Here is a 14,247-nt window from a genome sequence, read left to right as displayed (position 1 = left end):
CCAATTGTGCGAGAAGGCGCCCCGTGGCGGTAGTGCCGTTCAAGGGTCAAAATGTCCAAATTGATCGAGCGAAGCGTCGGGTTCCGGAACGCGTTCGATGCGCTTGGCAGCCCGGTCGCTAACGCAACATATGCGCGACCAGCTCGGCGCGTGTGCCGATGCCAAGCTTTGCGTATACGCCGGATAGGCGGTTTTTGACGGTGCCCGGCGATACTCCCATATGGCGTGCGATTTCGGCGTTGGTCCACCCACGACAGGCGAGCATGGCCATGGTGAATTCCGTGGTCGTTAAATCGTCAGCAACGTCCTCGCCCGAATCGGGGTTGTGGATGCGCCGCCAGCCGTAGCTGAAGCGGTACGTGATCTCGATGATGTGCGCGAAGTCGTCAGGGTATTGCGTTTTTAGGCACGCCTCGATAAGCCCCTGCAAAAGGCCGTGGTGCTCGCCGATGAGCTCGATAAGGCCGTCGGGGCGCGCAATGTCCCAAGCGGCTCCAAAATGCGCTTTTGCGGCGTCGATGTCCTTGAGGCTCATGCATGCCATGGAAGCTGCCAGGTGCAGGAACAGTTCCGAGATGGGATAGCTTCCCTGTTTCATAATTAGGGCGTTTTCCGCCATGCCCAGGCTGCGGCCGTATTCGCCGCGCAGATACAAGGCGTGCGCCATCACGTAGCTGGCGAACAGTCGCAGGCCTTCGGGTAGGTGCGCCGCAAGTGGATAAAACTCTTCGGCAGAATACGGGGAAGGCAAGTGCAGCAGGACGCTCGCGGCCGAGGCGAACAGGATATGCGTGGCGTGGACGGCGGGCGATTCCTCGTCGGCCGGCGTATCGAGGATGCCCGCAAGGCACCGGCGGGCGTCGGCGATACGGTTGAGCGACAGACTGGCGTATCCGCAGATAAAGCATGCGGAATAGCGCAGCGCGGGATCGGTGACGTCAAGATAGGGGCGCGCCGTCTTGGCAGCGAGGGTGGCCTGTCCGCGAAAGTACAGCGCTTCTGCCGTGGCAATGGCGCGCGAATCGGGGTCGGAAATGCCTGCAACCGCAGCGTCAATCTGCCCCGGCACAAAGGCAGTGCACATCAACGGCATGGGAACGCATGGGTAGCCATCGCAGTCCATCTTCCATCTCCCAACAGCTGACAACAATAGCTGCAATTGTACTCCTGTTGCCCGGAACTGGAATTTGTGGGTATCGCCTGCGATTATGCCGAACGTATAAAGGAAGAGTCTATTGGCGATGCTCCCAAGGTGGCTACCGAAGCCTAGCTGACCTCGACATTAGGAAAAATTGCCACCCTTGCAAAAAGCTCTGTCGCAGCGATGGGAAACGCATCTCGTTCTGCATATAATGAGGTCATATGACGGTGCGTCTGCATACGCGCGGCGCATTTCCATCGAACCGAAAAGGAGCTCTGCATGGATCCCAACAAGCGTCCCGACGACATGGTGCGTATCACCACTCCCGAACTTGCCCAGGTGTTCATCGATGAGCAGGTCGCTGCAATCCGCGAGCAGATTGGCGACAAGAAGGTCCTGCTGGCTCTTTCCGGCGGCGTCGACAGTTCGGTTGTCGCGGCCCTGCTCATCAAGGCCATCGGCAAGCAACTCATCTGCGTGCACGTGAACCACGGCCTGATGCGCAAGGGCGAGAGCGAGCAGGTCGTCGACGTCTTCAAAAATCAGATGGATGCCAACCTGGTTTACGTTGACGCCACCGACCGCTTCCTGGACAAGCTCGTGGACGTCGAGGAGCCCGAGGCCAAGCGTAAGATTATCGGCGCCGAGTTCATTCGCGTGTTCGAGGAGGAGGCTCGCAAGGTTGGCGACGAGGTCAGCTTCCTCGCCCAGGGTACCATCTATCCCGATATTCTTGAGTCCCAAGACGGCGTGAAGGCTCACCACAACGTGGGCGGTCTGCCCGAGGATCTGCAGTTTGAGCTCTGCGAGCCCGTCAAACTGCTGTACAAGGACGAGGTCCGCGTGGTCGGTCGCGAGCTCGGCCTGCCCGAGAACATGGTCGAACGTCAGCCGTTCCCCGGCCCCGGCCTGGGTGTTCGCTGCCTGGGTGCCATCACCCGCGACCGTCTTGAGGCGCTGCGCGAAGCCGACGCCATCGTGCGCGAGGAGATCGACAAGGCAGGTCTTACCATCTGGCAGTACTTTGCCGTGGTACCCGACTTCCGCGCCACCGGTGTGCGCGAGGGCAAGCGCGCCTACGACTGGCCCTGCATCATTCGCTGCATCAACACCGTCGACGTCATGACCGCCGAGGTGCCTGAGCTCGACTGGGCGCTGCTCAAGCGCATTACCGCTCGCGTGACTGCCGAGGTCCCCGGTATTTGCCGCGTTTGCTACGACCTCACGCCGAAGCCCGTCGGCACGGTCGAGTGGGAGTAAACTAACTCACCTAGCCCCCGTTTCCGTTTGGAAGCGGGGGCTTTTTGCTGGCGCTTCGCCTAATTTCGTGCATCTTCAGATGTGACAAAGGGACTGTCCCTTTGTCACATCTTCGATGTTGTGTGCAGGAAGGGTTACGAGCATGGTCGTTCCGCGCTCCGAGCTCTCTTCGACCTCGATGGAGCCGCCGTGGAGTGCGGCAATCTCCCAGACCAGTGCAAGCCCCAGCCCCACGCCGCCATATGCCCTGCTGCGCGATTTGTCGACGCGAAAGAAGGGCTGGAAGATGCTCGTCTGGTATTGCTCGGGAATGCCCGGTCCCTGGTCGCGCACGCGTAGCAGCACGCGGTCGCCTTCGGCGCAGGCGTTGATTTGCACGGTCGAGTTGGGCGCGCTGTAACGTATGGCGTTTTCGGCCAAGTTGAACAGCAGCCGATAGATTAGCGTATCGCTGCCGATCGTTTGCGCGTCGCCCTCACTTGTAAGCGTGATGTCTTTTTGCTCGGCAAGGGGCGCCAGGTCCGTGAGTACTTCTTTGATCATCGGCGCAAGGTCAATCGCATCGTTGCAAGGGACACTGCGCAGCTCGCTCATCTCGAGCAGGGTCTTTGTCATGTGCGTCATTCGCTCGGTCTGCTCCTGCAGCAGCCCGAGCAGGCTCGCTGTATCGGCGTCGACGTCGGGGTGCTCGGCGCAAAACAGCTCAACCTGGGCCTGCATGAGCGCAAGCGGCGTGCGCAGCTCGTGCGCCGCATTGCCCGTAAACTGTCTTTGTGCGGAAAATCCCTCGTCAAGGCGGGCAATCATGTCGTTAAACGACGCGCTGCAGCGCCTGAGTTCAGAGGGCACGTCCTCGCTGATTTTTGTGTCGGCGAGGTTGTCGGGCCGCACGCTCTCGACTTGCGTCGCAAAGAAGCGCAACGGCCGCAGCGCATGTCCGCTTACAAAGTAGGCCAGCACGCCGCCGAGCAGCGTCACCGCCGCAGTTATATACCAGCTCGTCGCGCCAAACGATTCTTGGGCGTCGTTCACGACGATGGTCAGCGCGTCGTCGAGCTCTTTGTTTGTCGGGTCAAATGAGCTGGGCGAGGCCGCCTCCACCTTGCTGTGCGCCGATAGTTCATTGCCGATCGAGTCCATGTAGCGCATGCCGGAGTAGCCAACCAGGCAATTCATAAGTACGCAGGTTGAACATATCAGCAGTGCCGTCATCAGCGTGATGCGCCACTGCAGAGACAGCCGCTTCATTTGCCGTCCTCCATAACGTAGCCTTCGCCGATTCGGTTGCGGATGGGGTCGTGCCCCAACGCGCCGCGCAGCTTTTTGCGCAGCGACGAGATGTGCACGCGGGTCGCGTTGCTAAAGCTGTTGACGCTGCTGTCCCATACATGCTCGATAAGCTCTTCCTGGCTCACCGGCCGCCCCTGGTTAAGCATCAGGTATTCCAAGATGCCGGTCTCCTTGCGCGTGAGGGATAGGGTCTCGCCGCCCACGGAGGCGAGGCGCGCCTTGGTGTCAAAGCTCAACAATCCACAGGCTAGAACAACGTCGTTTTGCGTAAAGCGCCTGAGCGTGAGACTGCGTATGCGTGCCGCCAGCTCGTCAAGATGGAACGGCTTGGTGAGGTAGTCGTTGGCGCCCGCATCGAGCCCCGCTACCTTGTCGGAGACCTCGCCACGTGCCGAGAGCACAAGCACCTTGGTCTCACAATCAGTTGTCCTGAGTTGCCTGAGCACGGTCATGCCGTCAACATGGGGGAGATTGAGGTCGAGCACGACAAGATCAAAGGTCTCGACATCGAGTAGATCGAGGGCCTGCTGCCCGTCGTAGCAGCAGTCGACGCTATAGGCCAAGTTGCGCAGGCTGCGTGCGATCGCATCGCACAGCGCCCGCTCGTCCTCGACGACCAAGATGCGCATAACGTTCTCCTTGCATAGTCATTCACGCTTAACACGGATTTTATAGTCGGTATGGTCCAATGGGTCGCGAAACGAAAGGAGTGGTCAGATTGTTCAAAGCGATTAAGCCTGTGGCGCAGGTGGCTTTGCTGATCGTTGGGGTAGCCATGGTTGGCTTTGGAATTATGCGCGGCGAGGCAGATGCCGTGCTGGCCAAGGCAATCAGGCTGTGCTTGGAGTGTATCGGAATTGGATAAAAGAAAAAACACTGCATCGCATCTTTTAGCGCGATTTCGTGGATTGATTCAGGCGGCGGCGACGCTTGCGACCAATATTCACCTGCCTAACTTTGCCAAGGGCGGTATCTACCAGGGAGCCGGCAAAGCCGTCTGCGTGCCGGGGCTTAACTGCTACTCGTGTCCAGCGGCCTCGGGTGCGTGCCCCATCGGGTCGTTTCAGTCGGTGGTGGGATCGTCTAAGTTCAGCTTTTCGTATTACGTCACCGGAACGCTCATTCTGATCGGCGTGCTACTGGGACGTTTTGTATGCGGCTTTTTGTGTCCGTTTGGATGGCTGCAAGAGCTTCTGCATAAGATTCCCAGCAAAAAGCTCTCCACGAAAAAGCTCAAGCCGCTCACGTACATCAAGTATGCCGTGCTACTGTTTGCCGTGGTGCTGCTGCCCGTCTTGGTGGTTAACGATGTGGGTATGGGCGACCCGTTCTTTTGCAAGTACATCTGCCCGCAGGGTGTGCTCGAGGGCGCGATTCCGCTGTCCATCATGAACGTGGGAATCCGCTCCGCGCTGGGAAAGCTCTTTACCTGGAAGCTCGCGATCCTCATTGCGGTTGCGGTGCTGAGCGTGCTGTTCTACCGCCCCTTCTGCAAATGGATTTGCCCCCTCGGTGCGTTTTATGCGCTCATGAACAAGGTGTCTTTGCTGGGGATCCAGGTTGACCAGTGCAAATGCGTCTCGTGCGGCAAGTGCGCCAAGGTGTGTCAAATGGACGTGGACGTTACGCGTACGCCCAACCATGCCGAATGCATTCGTTGCGGCAAATGCGTGGGCGCGTGCCCCGTCGATGCTATTAGCTTTCGCTATGGGCTGGGTGTGACGGGCGACAAACCCGCGCAGTCCACGCAAGCCTGCGAAAACAAATAGGTACCTATATAAGTTTCGATATAAACGGAGGAACCATGAAACTGTCAAAAATTGCGGCTCTGTTGATGCTGCCCGTGCTGGCGCTGACTCTCGCGGCGTGCTCTGCCCCCAAGGGCGACGCGAAGGATGCTACGAGCGGCGATGCGCAGATTGCCGAGCTCATAGCGCAAAAGCCGTCGAGCGCCGAGGAGGCGGCCAAGCTGTACCAGCAGCTGCTGCAAAAGGAAAACGAGATCTTTGCGAGCGATAACGCCCTATGGGAAAAGGTGTTCCTTGCGGCCAACAAAGACACTCCCATGATTGAGGACGGCAAGAACTACGGTGACTTCTTGCTCGATACCATCGAGGGCGCCAAGGATCAGTTTGCGGCTGACGAGCTTAAGACGCTTAAGGCCGGCGCGCAGCAGGTCAAGGAGATCGAGGACAAGCTCATGGCGCTGGAGAAGGAGTTCCCCGGATGTGGCAGCACGCCCGGCGAGGGGGAGAGCGTTGATGCCTCGACCGCGGGTATGACCAACGGCGAGAGCGGGGAGACGAAGTTCCCCAGCTTTAAGGGCAAGGACTTGGACGGCAACGATGTAAACAGCGACGAGCTGTTCTCCAAGAACAAGGTCACCGTCATGAACTTCTGGTTTACCACCTGCAAGCCGTGCGTGGGAGAGCTGGGCGATCTGGAGAAGCTCAACAAGGAGCTTGCCGAGAAGGGCGGCCAGGTCGTGGGCGTTAATTCCTTTACACTCGATGGCAACAAAGACGCGGTGGCCGATGCTAAGGACGTGCTTTCCAAGAAGGGCGTGACGTATAAGAACATCTGGTTTAAGTCGGACAGCGAGGCCGGAAAGTTCACCTCCAACCTGTACTCGTTCCCGACCACCTACGTGATCGACCAGAACGGTAACATTGTGGGAGAGCCGATTATGGGCGGCATCAACTCCGCTGAGCAGCGCGAGGCGCTCAACAAACTGATCGATCAGGCACTCGCGAAGAGCGAACAGTAAGTCCGTGGGACAGACAACTGAAGGGGAGTCGCTGGAAACAGCGACTCTTTTTTCTGCTTCGGGGTAGCATCATGGGTATACGTCGAAAGGGCACGCAGCTTTTCGTGCATTGCCTGAGCGGTGCGCGAAGCAACCAAGCTGTGAGTTTTCTTAAGCGTTCTGGGTATGGCAATGTCAAGAATATCGGCGGCATAAGCGGCTACACGGGAAAGGTGGTGCGTTAGCTATGAAGGTGGTTATCGTTGGAGGCGTCGCGGGCGGCGCATCGGCGGCGGCACGTTTGCGCAGACTCGACGAGCAGGCCCAAATTGTCATCTTTGAGCGCACGGGTTTTGTATCGTATGCCAACTGTGGGCTTCCGTACTACATTGGCGGCGTGATAGAAGAAGAGAGCGCATTGACGCTGCAGTCTCCCAAGGGCTTTTGGGATCGCTTTCGCATTGCGGTCAAGACGAGTCACGAGGTGTTTGCCATCCATCCCGATTCGCATACGGTCGAGGTTCGCAATATGCTGACGGGCGAGGAATTTGTCGAGACGTATGACAAGCTCATCCTGTCGCCGGGTGCAAAGCCGATCCGCCCTGCGTTGCCGGGCATCGACTCGGATAAAATCTTTAGCCTACGCACCGTTGAGGACACGCTGCGTATTCACAGCTATGTTCGAGAGCGGCGACCGAGCAGTGCCGTCGTGATCGGCGGCGGCTTCATTGGCGTCGAGACGGCGGAGAATCTGTGCGAGCTGGGGCTCCAGGTGACCCTTCTGCAGCGTCCCGTCCAACTTATGAACAACCTGGATTACGACATGGCGACCCTTTTGCATACCGAGGTGCGTGAGCACGGTATCGATCTGCGCCTCAAGGCCGATGTGACAGGTTTTGAGGAAGTTGATGGCCGCGTTGTCACCCATGTTGCGGGCGATGACCCTATCGGAGCCGATATGGTGCTGCTTGCCATTGGCGTGGCACCTGAGAGCCATCTGGCGCAAGAGGCGGGGCTCGAACTGGGCATCAAGGGGGCTATTGTGGTCAACGACCGCATGGAGACCTCTGCTGCCGACGTGTATGCCGTGGGCGATGCCGTGCAGGTCACGCATCAGGTGACCGGCGAGGACGCGGTCATTTCGCTCGCCGGCCCCGCCAACAAGCAGGGGCGTGTCGTCGCCGATGTCATAGCCGGCATGGACAGCTGCTACCGCGGATCGTTGGGCTCATCGGTTATCAAGGTATTCGACTTGACGGCGGCAAGCACGGGACTATCCGAAAAGGCAGCACACGCGGCGGGAATTGACTGCGACAGCGTGGTCCTGTCGCCCGGTTCGCATGCGGGTTATTATCCGGGTGCAACGCCCATGACCATGAAGGTTGTCTTCGAGAAGCAGGGATTGCGCCTGCTGGGTGCGCAAATCGTGGGCATCGATGGTGTGGACAAGCGTATCGACGTTCTGGCGACTGCCATCCAGGCAGGCATGTGCGGCGATAGGCTTAAGGATTTGGACCTAGCATACGCGCCGCCGTATTCATCGGCGAAGGATCCCGTCAATATGGCGGGCTTTATGATCGAGAACCTCAATCGCGGCATACTGGCGCAGTGGCATTGGGAGGATGAGCCCAACTTGCCACGCGATGGCAGCGTGCAGCTGCTCGATGTTCGTACGGAAGGGGAGTACGAGCGCGGGCATATCGATGGTTTCGTAAACATTCCCGTCGATGATCTGCGCAATCGCCTGGGCGAGCTCGACCGGGCCAAGCCGGTCTACGTGATTTGCCAGAGCGGCATTCGCAGCTACATTGCTTGCCGCATTTTGGCGCAGTATGGCTTTGAGTGTTTTAACTTCTCGGGCGGCTATCGCTTCTTTGCAGCCGTGACTGTGCCTCGCCGCGGCAGCGCTAACGTTATGCCGTGCGGGCTCGAAAAGTAGCGCGCATTGGAATGTGACAAAGTGACAGCCTCTTTGTCACATCGGGGATGTTATATGCGGGATGGTGCGCCATGCGGCGTGCTGTCCCGTTCGTTTTTTGGCGCGGTTCGTTACATTCCTCACTGGTATCGGCCAAAAATGAGGATAGAGTAGGACAAGCGCGCCGAACGTGAACGGCGGGGGAGCGGGCGAGCGCGCCCGCGCGAGAGAGGTTGCCGTCCATGCTGGATCTCAGAGATATTTGCAAAAGGTACGTTATGCAGTCGTTTACGCAGGTAGCGCTCGACAGCGTAAGCCTGTCTTTTCGCGATAACGAGTTTGTAGCCATCCTGGGTCCCTCGGGTTCGGGTAAAACTACGATGCTCAACGTCATTGGTGGACTCGACCATTTCGATTCCGGCGACCTGTTGATCGATGGCATCTCGACCAAGGACTTCAGCGACCGCGATTGGGATGCCTACAGAAACAATCGCATTGGCTTTGTGTTTCAGAGCTACAACCTCATTCCGCATCAGACCATTTTGGAAAACGTGGAATTGGCGCTTACGCTCACGGGCGTGGGGCATGCCGAGCGCCGCCAGCGTGCACGCAAGGCGCTTGAGGCAGTCGGTCTGGGCGAGCACGTTAACAAGCGCCCGAGCCAGCTATCGGGCGGCCAGATGCAGCGCGTGGCTATTGCCCGCGCCCTGATCAACGATCCCGAGATTGTGCTGGCTGACGAGCCGACCGGCGCCTTAGACTCAACGACATCCGTGCAGGTCATGGATTTGCTCAAGGACGTTGCGCGCGACCGTCTGGTCATCATGGTCACGCACAATCCCGAGCTGGCGTACCAGTACGCCACGCGCATCGTCAACCTGGCGGACGGCAAGATCACCGACGATTCCGATCCCTTTGATGTTGCCAATGCCGCGCGTCGCGAGGCTAAGCCTACGCGCAAAACCTCGATGAGCTTTGTGACGGCGCTGGGGCTTTCGGCGCGAAACCTTTTGACCAAGAAGGGCCGTACGGCTATGACGGCCTTTGCTGGTTCGATCGGCATCATCGGTATCGCGGCGATTCTGGCGCTCTCCAACGGCGTAAACGGCTACATCAAAAAGGTCGAGGAGGATACGCTCTCGAGCTACCCGCTGACGATTTCCAAGCAGGATTACGACCTGTCGTCCATGATGGGCGGACAGGGGACCACGGATGACGATACGTCCAAGAACGAGGGCTCGTCCGACGGCAGCACTGACGGCAAGGCTCGGGGAACCGATAAGATTCCTGTGGTCACGGCCGTAAAGGATATGTTTGCGAGCGTTAAGTCCAACGACATGACGAGCTTTAAGGCATGGCTCGATGCCGGTGGCGACGGCATCGATAAAGAGGTCAATGCCATCCAGTACGGCTATGGCGTGACGCCGGTTGTCTATCGTGCGGGCAAGGGCGATGAGAAGCCTGTCCGGCTGGTGCCCAACGCTATGACCGAGGCCATGAGCGGCGGCGCGAGTTCGGCGGCGACGGTGAGCATGGAATCCATGGGAACCTCGGTCTTTAACGAGATGATTGACGACCAGAGCCTGCTCGACAGCCAGTACGATGTTGTTGCCGGCCATTGGCCTACGTCAGCCAACGAGGCCGTGATGGTGCTTTCGAGCCGCGGAACGGTGGGCGACTACACGCTCTACAGCATCGGCGCGCTGGATATCGATGAACTCAACGATCTGGTAAACAGCGCCATGACGGCCGACGGCAAGGTCGAGACGCCCGAGACCGGCAGCGACTTTACCTACGACGACGCGCTGTCCACGGCGTTTAAAGTGTTGTCGCCGGCCGATGCCTATCGCAAAAACGAAGAGACCGGCATGTGGACCGACATGTCTGGCGATGCCGACTTTATGACGGCCAAGGTTGCCGACGGTATTGACGTGCGTATTGTGGGCGTGGTGCGACCGAACGAGATGGCCAACGCGAGCGCGTTGTCTCCGGGTATTGCCTATACACACGCGCTGACTCGCCAGCTTATGGAGCGCGCCGCCGATTCACAGATAGTGCAGGAGCAACTTGCCCACCCCGAGACGGATGTCTTTACGGGCAAGACCTTTGACGAGTTGCAAGGCGAGGCCAAGCAGGGCGTGGATCTGGGCAGCATGTTCAGTGTGGACGAGGCGGCGTTGAAGAGCGCGTTCTCGTTCGATGCATCTGCACTCTCGGGTGCTGCCGGTGGCATGGATCTTTCGGGCATCGATTTGTCGGGCCTGGATATTGACCTTTCGGGCGTTGGCAAGGACATCGACTTCAGCAGCATCATGGCAAAAGCACCGGCCCCAGATTTCTCGGGCATCTTTGACGGTCTGGAGCTCACGCCCGAGCAAATGCAGCAGGTGGGAACGCTTGCCAACCAACTGTTTGAGGGCTTTTTGCAGTCTGATCAGTTTAAGGCGCTGTCGCCCGAAGATCTTAAGGACGCGTCGAAGCTCGCCGCCGCGTTCTCGACGTATCTTGAGAGTGATGCGGTAGCCCAGCAAATCCTGGCCCAGCTCAAAGCGCTCGGCGGCGATGCCCTGGTAGAGCGCCTGCAGCACGCGATGACCGACTATGTGCAAAAGCAGCTGGCTCCGTATCTGCAGCAGGCTATGGACCAGGTCATGAAGACGATCAGCGAGCAGATTGCGACGACGGTATCGTCCCAGCTCAAGGCGGGCGCAGCAGGGCTTATGGATCAGATGGCGACGCAGATGTCTTCGAGTTTTACCAACCTGGCGAGCGCTATGCGTGTGGATGCGAGCGCCTTTGCTCGTGCCATCCATTTCAACATGGACGCCGAGGACCTGAGTTCGCTCATGATGAGCTATGCCAAGGCGTCGCAGCTCACCTACGATAACAATCTGACCACGTTGGGCTATGCGGATGAGGCAGATCCCATCTCGGTTAAGATTTTCCCGCGCGACTTTGAGGCCAAGGAGCGCGTACTCGATCACATCGATGCGTATAACAAGCAGGTCAAAGCCGCCGGCCACGACGAGCAGGCAATCTCGTACACCGACTACATGGGCATTATCATGGGTTCGGTAACCGACATCGTGAACACCATCAGCTTGGTGCTCATCGCATTTGTGAGCATCAGCTTGGTCGTCAGCTCCATCATGATCGGCATCATCACCTACATCAGCGTGCTGGAACGTAAAAAGGAGATTGGCATCCTGCGCGCGATCGGCGCGTCGAAGCGCAATGTGGCCAACGTGTTCAACGCCGAGACTTTCATCGAAGGCCTCATTGCTGGCGTCTTCGCCATCGTCGTCGTGGTGCTCGTGAGTTTTCCGGTCAATGCCTGGGCGCTTGCGGTCAAACAGGTCCCCAATCTGATGAGCCTGCCCGTGCAGGATGCGCTGGTGCTCATCGCGATTTCGGTGTTGCTGACGGTTGTCGCTGGCCTGCTGCCGGCCCGCAGCGCATCCAAGAAAGACCCTGTGGAAGCCCTACGCTCCGAATAATGTGACAAAGGGACTGCCCCTTTGTCACATTGGGGGCCCAATTACCGTTCGGCACGTTAAGGGTCCCCGCTCCCCGCTTAACACTTGACGAAGAATCTCCATCTTTATATACCTATCGGTAGGCATATAGGTTGCATTGCCGATAGAAACGGAGTAACCATGACTCTCATCGCACCAGCCGAAAAGGACCGCCCCCGTGAGAGCGGCGCATTTGCTTGGATTGTCGTTATTGCGCTCGGTTTAATGTCTGCGGGAACAACCGGCACCTACAGCATCATTGCCGGCTCATTCATCGCTCCTGTATGTGAAGACCTGGGCTTTGACTACACTTCTTTCTCTTTCTATTTCACCGCGATTCTTCTTGGCCTTGCGCTTGGGCTTCCGCTTTTGAGTCGTTTCATTCCAATAGTAATCGGCAAACCATGGCATATTTGCGTTGAACTCGTCCTTATTGCCGCCGGCGCCGCAATGGCGTTCTACACCGAGGTCTGGATGTTCATCGTCTCCGCCGCAGTGATCGGCATCTGCTTTTCGTTCACAACGGGTGTCTGCATGTCCGATGTCATTGACCAATGGTTCAGTAAATCGTCTGGTCTTGCCATCGGCCTTGCGTGGGGCGTTAATTCTCTCTGCACGCTGCTATTGAGTCCTGTCATTACACTGGTCATCGAGCAGCAAGGCTGGCGTACGGGTTACATCGTACTTGCGGCCGTTTCTGCAGCCATGATATTGCCCACAAGCGCATTTATCATTCGCCTTAAGCCTTCTGATCGCAATATGCTTCCGTACGGAGAGACTACCTCCGAAACCCATGAGAGCTACAGCGCCGATGAAAAGGAAGGTGTCTCTTCGGGCATGGCGCTCCGCGATGCCGCGAAAACGCCATCTTTTATTCTCTGTGCCCTTCTGCTCTGCGTGGCGCAACTCACCTGCTGCATGAACCAGCTGTTCCCGACCTATGCAAGCAAGGTCGGCTTCAATCCCATCGTGGGAAGCCTAATGGTTTCGGCGGCTTCGCTCTCCGATATTTTCCTAAATCCCTTCGTAGGCAAAACATGCGACAAGCTCGGTGCTATTAAAGCAACGGTCGCATGGACGGGAGTCAGCATTCTTTCATTCCTACTTCTCATCTTTGGCGGAAGCAACGAGACCGTTTCCATCATCGCGGCCGGCGTAAACGACGTCATGTTCGCCATCGTTGGAACTGCAATGCCGATGATTCTCCTCTCGCTCTTCGGATCACGCGATTTTGGAAGGATCTATTCGATTATTTGCTCAGCGGGCTATGTTGTCGGAGCTTTCGGAATGCCAGTCATGATGAAGGTTTACGGTATGGCAGGGTCTTTCCAAGGAGTATTCGTCTTCTGTATCATCTGCAACCTTCTGATTGCGACATTTGCTTTAGTTTCCGGTCTCCTCAATAAGACTACCGCGAAATAACCTGACCAACGAACTGCCCTTCAGCCCTGTCATTTGTCTCCGCAAGTTAAAACGAAATTGGGGCCGATTCCAACATAGCTGGAATCGGCCCCAATTTCTATTCAACAACTTTTGCAATCATCGCGAACACGGGTTTCGAACCATTCCGCGGCCCCGCAAGTCGTCGCATCGCGCTTGCCAAGGTGCCTCTGTTATTACGCGCCTATTTAAACATGAGTTCGACGATCCCTGCCCAAACAGCCTTTTCATCGATGTCTTCATCTTGGGCAACGGTATTGCTCGCTCCCTCAAGTACGGTGTAAAGAATCTGCACGTACAGCATGACGTCTGTTTCATCGGAAAACGCGCCAATTTCTAGGCCATGGAGAAGGATGTCTTTAAGCGCGTCCATAGTTCGGTTGATCGCCGTTGCCTGACGTTCCTGAACTGCAGGGATTCGATTTGCCTGAATACTGACCTCGGCCAGCACGCGACGGCGCTTTTCATCACTACGATAGCCACCTATAACCGAATTGCCGAGCTCGATAAGCGCCGCCTTGAATCCGTCCCTATCGACTATTAGCGAGTAGTCGCGCTGATAGTCGATAGTCGGAAACATACTATCTAAGAGCGTGGTGAAAATATCCTCTTTAGAGGGAAAGTAGTAGTACACCGATGGCTTGGATATACCGACACGGTCGCAGATTTTTCCAATGGACGCCTTGTCGTAACCGACTTCTGCCACAAGATCATACATTGCGTCCAATATTTTTCCCTTTGTGCTCACGCTTCACTTCTCCATTGCAAATCACTTCCGCATTGCCAACATTATTAAGAATGGCAACGGAACATCAATTCGTGTCCAAACACGACCACTATAAACGGTGAACGGTAGGTATCGACAGGCGAATGGCAATTATACAAAAACACCTACCGAACGGTAGGTATAGTAGTACTATAGCTGGTGTAACCCCGC

At 57.3% G+C, this 14,247-nt stretch carries 11 protein-coding genes; 7 read left to right on the top strand and 4 right to left on the bottom strand.

The genetic code is table 11. The annotated features are described in order from the left end of the window. Positions 1 to 118: 118 nt before the first annotated feature. Entirely contained in the window at positions 119 to 1,123 is a 1,005-nt protein-coding gene (locus DWW73_RS10195; RefSeq protein WP_199407862.1) for a helix-turn-helix transcriptional regulator, read from the bottom strand. Between the two features lie 297 nt (positions 1,124 to 1,420). Here DWW73_RS10195 and guaA point away from each other — a divergent pair, with 297 nt between their 5' ends. Then, complete coding sequence (gene guaA, locus DWW73_RS05320; protein WP_117648496.1) at positions 1,421 to 2,401, top strand: glutamine-hydrolyzing GMP synthase; 981 nt, start codon at positions 1,421 to 1,423, stop codon at positions 2,399 to 2,401. Between the two features lie 75 nt (positions 2,402 to 2,476). Here guaA and DWW73_RS05315 read toward each other — a convergent pair whose 3' ends face one another. After that, complete coding sequence (locus tag DWW73_RS05315) at positions 2,477 to 3,649, bottom strand: cell wall metabolism sensor histidine kinase WalK (RefSeq protein WP_117778965.1); 1,173 nt, start codon at positions 3,647 to 3,649, stop codon at positions 2,477 to 2,479. Further along, entirely contained in the window at positions 3,646 to 4,320 is a 675-nt protein-coding gene (locus DWW73_RS05310; RefSeq protein ID WP_117563590.1) for a response regulator transcription factor, read from the bottom strand. The genes DWW73_RS05315 and DWW73_RS05310 overlap by 4 nt, the downstream gene beginning before the upstream one ends. Positions 4,321 to 4,409: 89 nt before the next feature. Here DWW73_RS05310 and DWW73_RS05305 point away from each other — a divergent pair, with 89 nt between their 5' ends. The 6 genes from DWW73_RS05305 to DWW73_RS05280 all read left to right on the top strand — a co-directional run bounded on the left by DWW73_RS05305 (position 4,410) and on the right by DWW73_RS05280 (position 13,292). Continuing rightward, positions 4,410 to 4,556 carry a CD1871A family CXXC motif-containing protein gene (locus DWW73_RS05305; protein ID WP_197032826.1) on the top strand — a complete coding sequence of 49 codons (147 nt, stop codon included), beginning with the start codon at positions 4,410 to 4,412 and terminating at the stop codon, positions 4,554 to 4,556. Further along, positions 4,549 to 5,460, top strand: a complete 912-nt coding sequence (locus DWW73_RS05300; RefSeq protein ID WP_117563589.1) for a 4Fe-4S binding protein — start codon at positions 4,549 to 4,551, stop codon at positions 5,458 to 5,460. The genes DWW73_RS05305 and DWW73_RS05300 overlap by 8 nt, the downstream gene beginning before the upstream one ends. Positions 5,461 to 5,495: 35 nt before the next feature. Further along, entirely contained in the window at positions 5,496 to 6,458 is a 963-nt protein-coding gene (locus DWW73_RS05295) for a redoxin domain-containing protein (RefSeq protein ID WP_117563588.1), read from the top strand. 226 nt (positions 6,459 to 6,684) lie between these two features. Beyond that, entirely contained in the window at positions 6,685 to 8,376 is a 1,692-nt protein-coding gene (locus tag DWW73_RS05290; protein WP_117778964.1) for an FAD-dependent oxidoreductase, read from the top strand. A 257-nt stretch (positions 8,377 to 8,633) separates the two neighbouring features. Further along, entirely contained in the window at positions 8,634 to 11,852 is a 3,219-nt protein-coding gene (locus DWW73_RS05285) for an ATP-binding cassette domain-containing protein (RefSeq protein ID WP_369833033.1), read from the top strand. Between the two features lie 159 nt (positions 11,853 to 12,011). Next, positions 12,012 to 13,292, top strand: coding sequence for an MFS transporter (locus tag DWW73_RS05280; RefSeq protein ID WP_117778962.1), 1,281 nt, complete (start codon positions 12,012 to 12,014; stop codon positions 13,290 to 13,292). A gap of 202 nt (positions 13,293 to 13,494) precedes the next feature. Here the strand turns inward: DWW73_RS05280 and DWW73_RS05275 are convergent, their stop codons facing one another. After that, entirely contained in the window at positions 13,495 to 14,058 is a 564-nt protein-coding gene (locus tag DWW73_RS05275; protein ID WP_117563584.1) for a TetR/AcrR family transcriptional regulator, read from the bottom strand. Positions 14,059 to 14,247 lie beyond the last annotated feature (189 nt).

This window comes from Collinsella sp. AF16-8, assembly GCF_003462695.1.
GTDB lineage: Bacteria > Actinomycetota > Coriobacteriia > Coriobacteriales > Coriobacteriaceae > Collinsella.
This window is presented reverse-complemented; position numbering and strand designations above follow the sequence as displayed.

Excerpts from the sequence above, each read along its gene's own strand:
- DWW73_RS10195 (WP_199407862.1), bottom strand. The coding sequence starts at position 1,123 with ATGGACTGCGATGGCTACCCATGCGTTCCCATGCCGTTGATGTGCACT.
- guaA (WP_117648496.1), top strand. The coding sequence starts at position 1,421 with ATGGATCCCAACAAGCGTCCCGACGACATGGTGCGTATCACCACTCCC.
- DWW73_RS05315 (WP_117778965.1), bottom strand. The coding sequence starts at position 3,649 with ATGAAGCGGCTGTCTCTGCAGTGGCGCATCACGCTGATGACGGCACTG.
- DWW73_RS05310 (WP_117563590.1), bottom strand. The coding sequence starts at position 4,320 with ATGCGCATCTTGGTCGTCGAGGACGAGCGGGCGCTGTGCGATGCGATC.
- DWW73_RS05295 (WP_117563588.1), top strand. The coding sequence starts at position 5,496 with ATGAAACTGTCAAAAATTGCGGCTCTGTTGATGCTGCCCGTGCTGGCG.
- DWW73_RS05290 (WP_117778964.1), top strand. The coding sequence starts at position 6,685 with ATGAAGGTGGTTATCGTTGGAGGCGTCGCGGGCGGCGCATCGGCGGCG.
- DWW73_RS05285 (WP_369833033.1), top strand. The coding sequence starts at position 8,634 with ATGCAGTCGTTTACGCAGGTAGCGCTCGACAGCGTAAGCCTGTCTTTT.
- DWW73_RS05280 (WP_117778962.1), top strand. The coding sequence starts at position 12,012 with ATGACTCTCATCGCACCAGCCGAAAAGGACCGCCCCCGTGAGAGCGGC.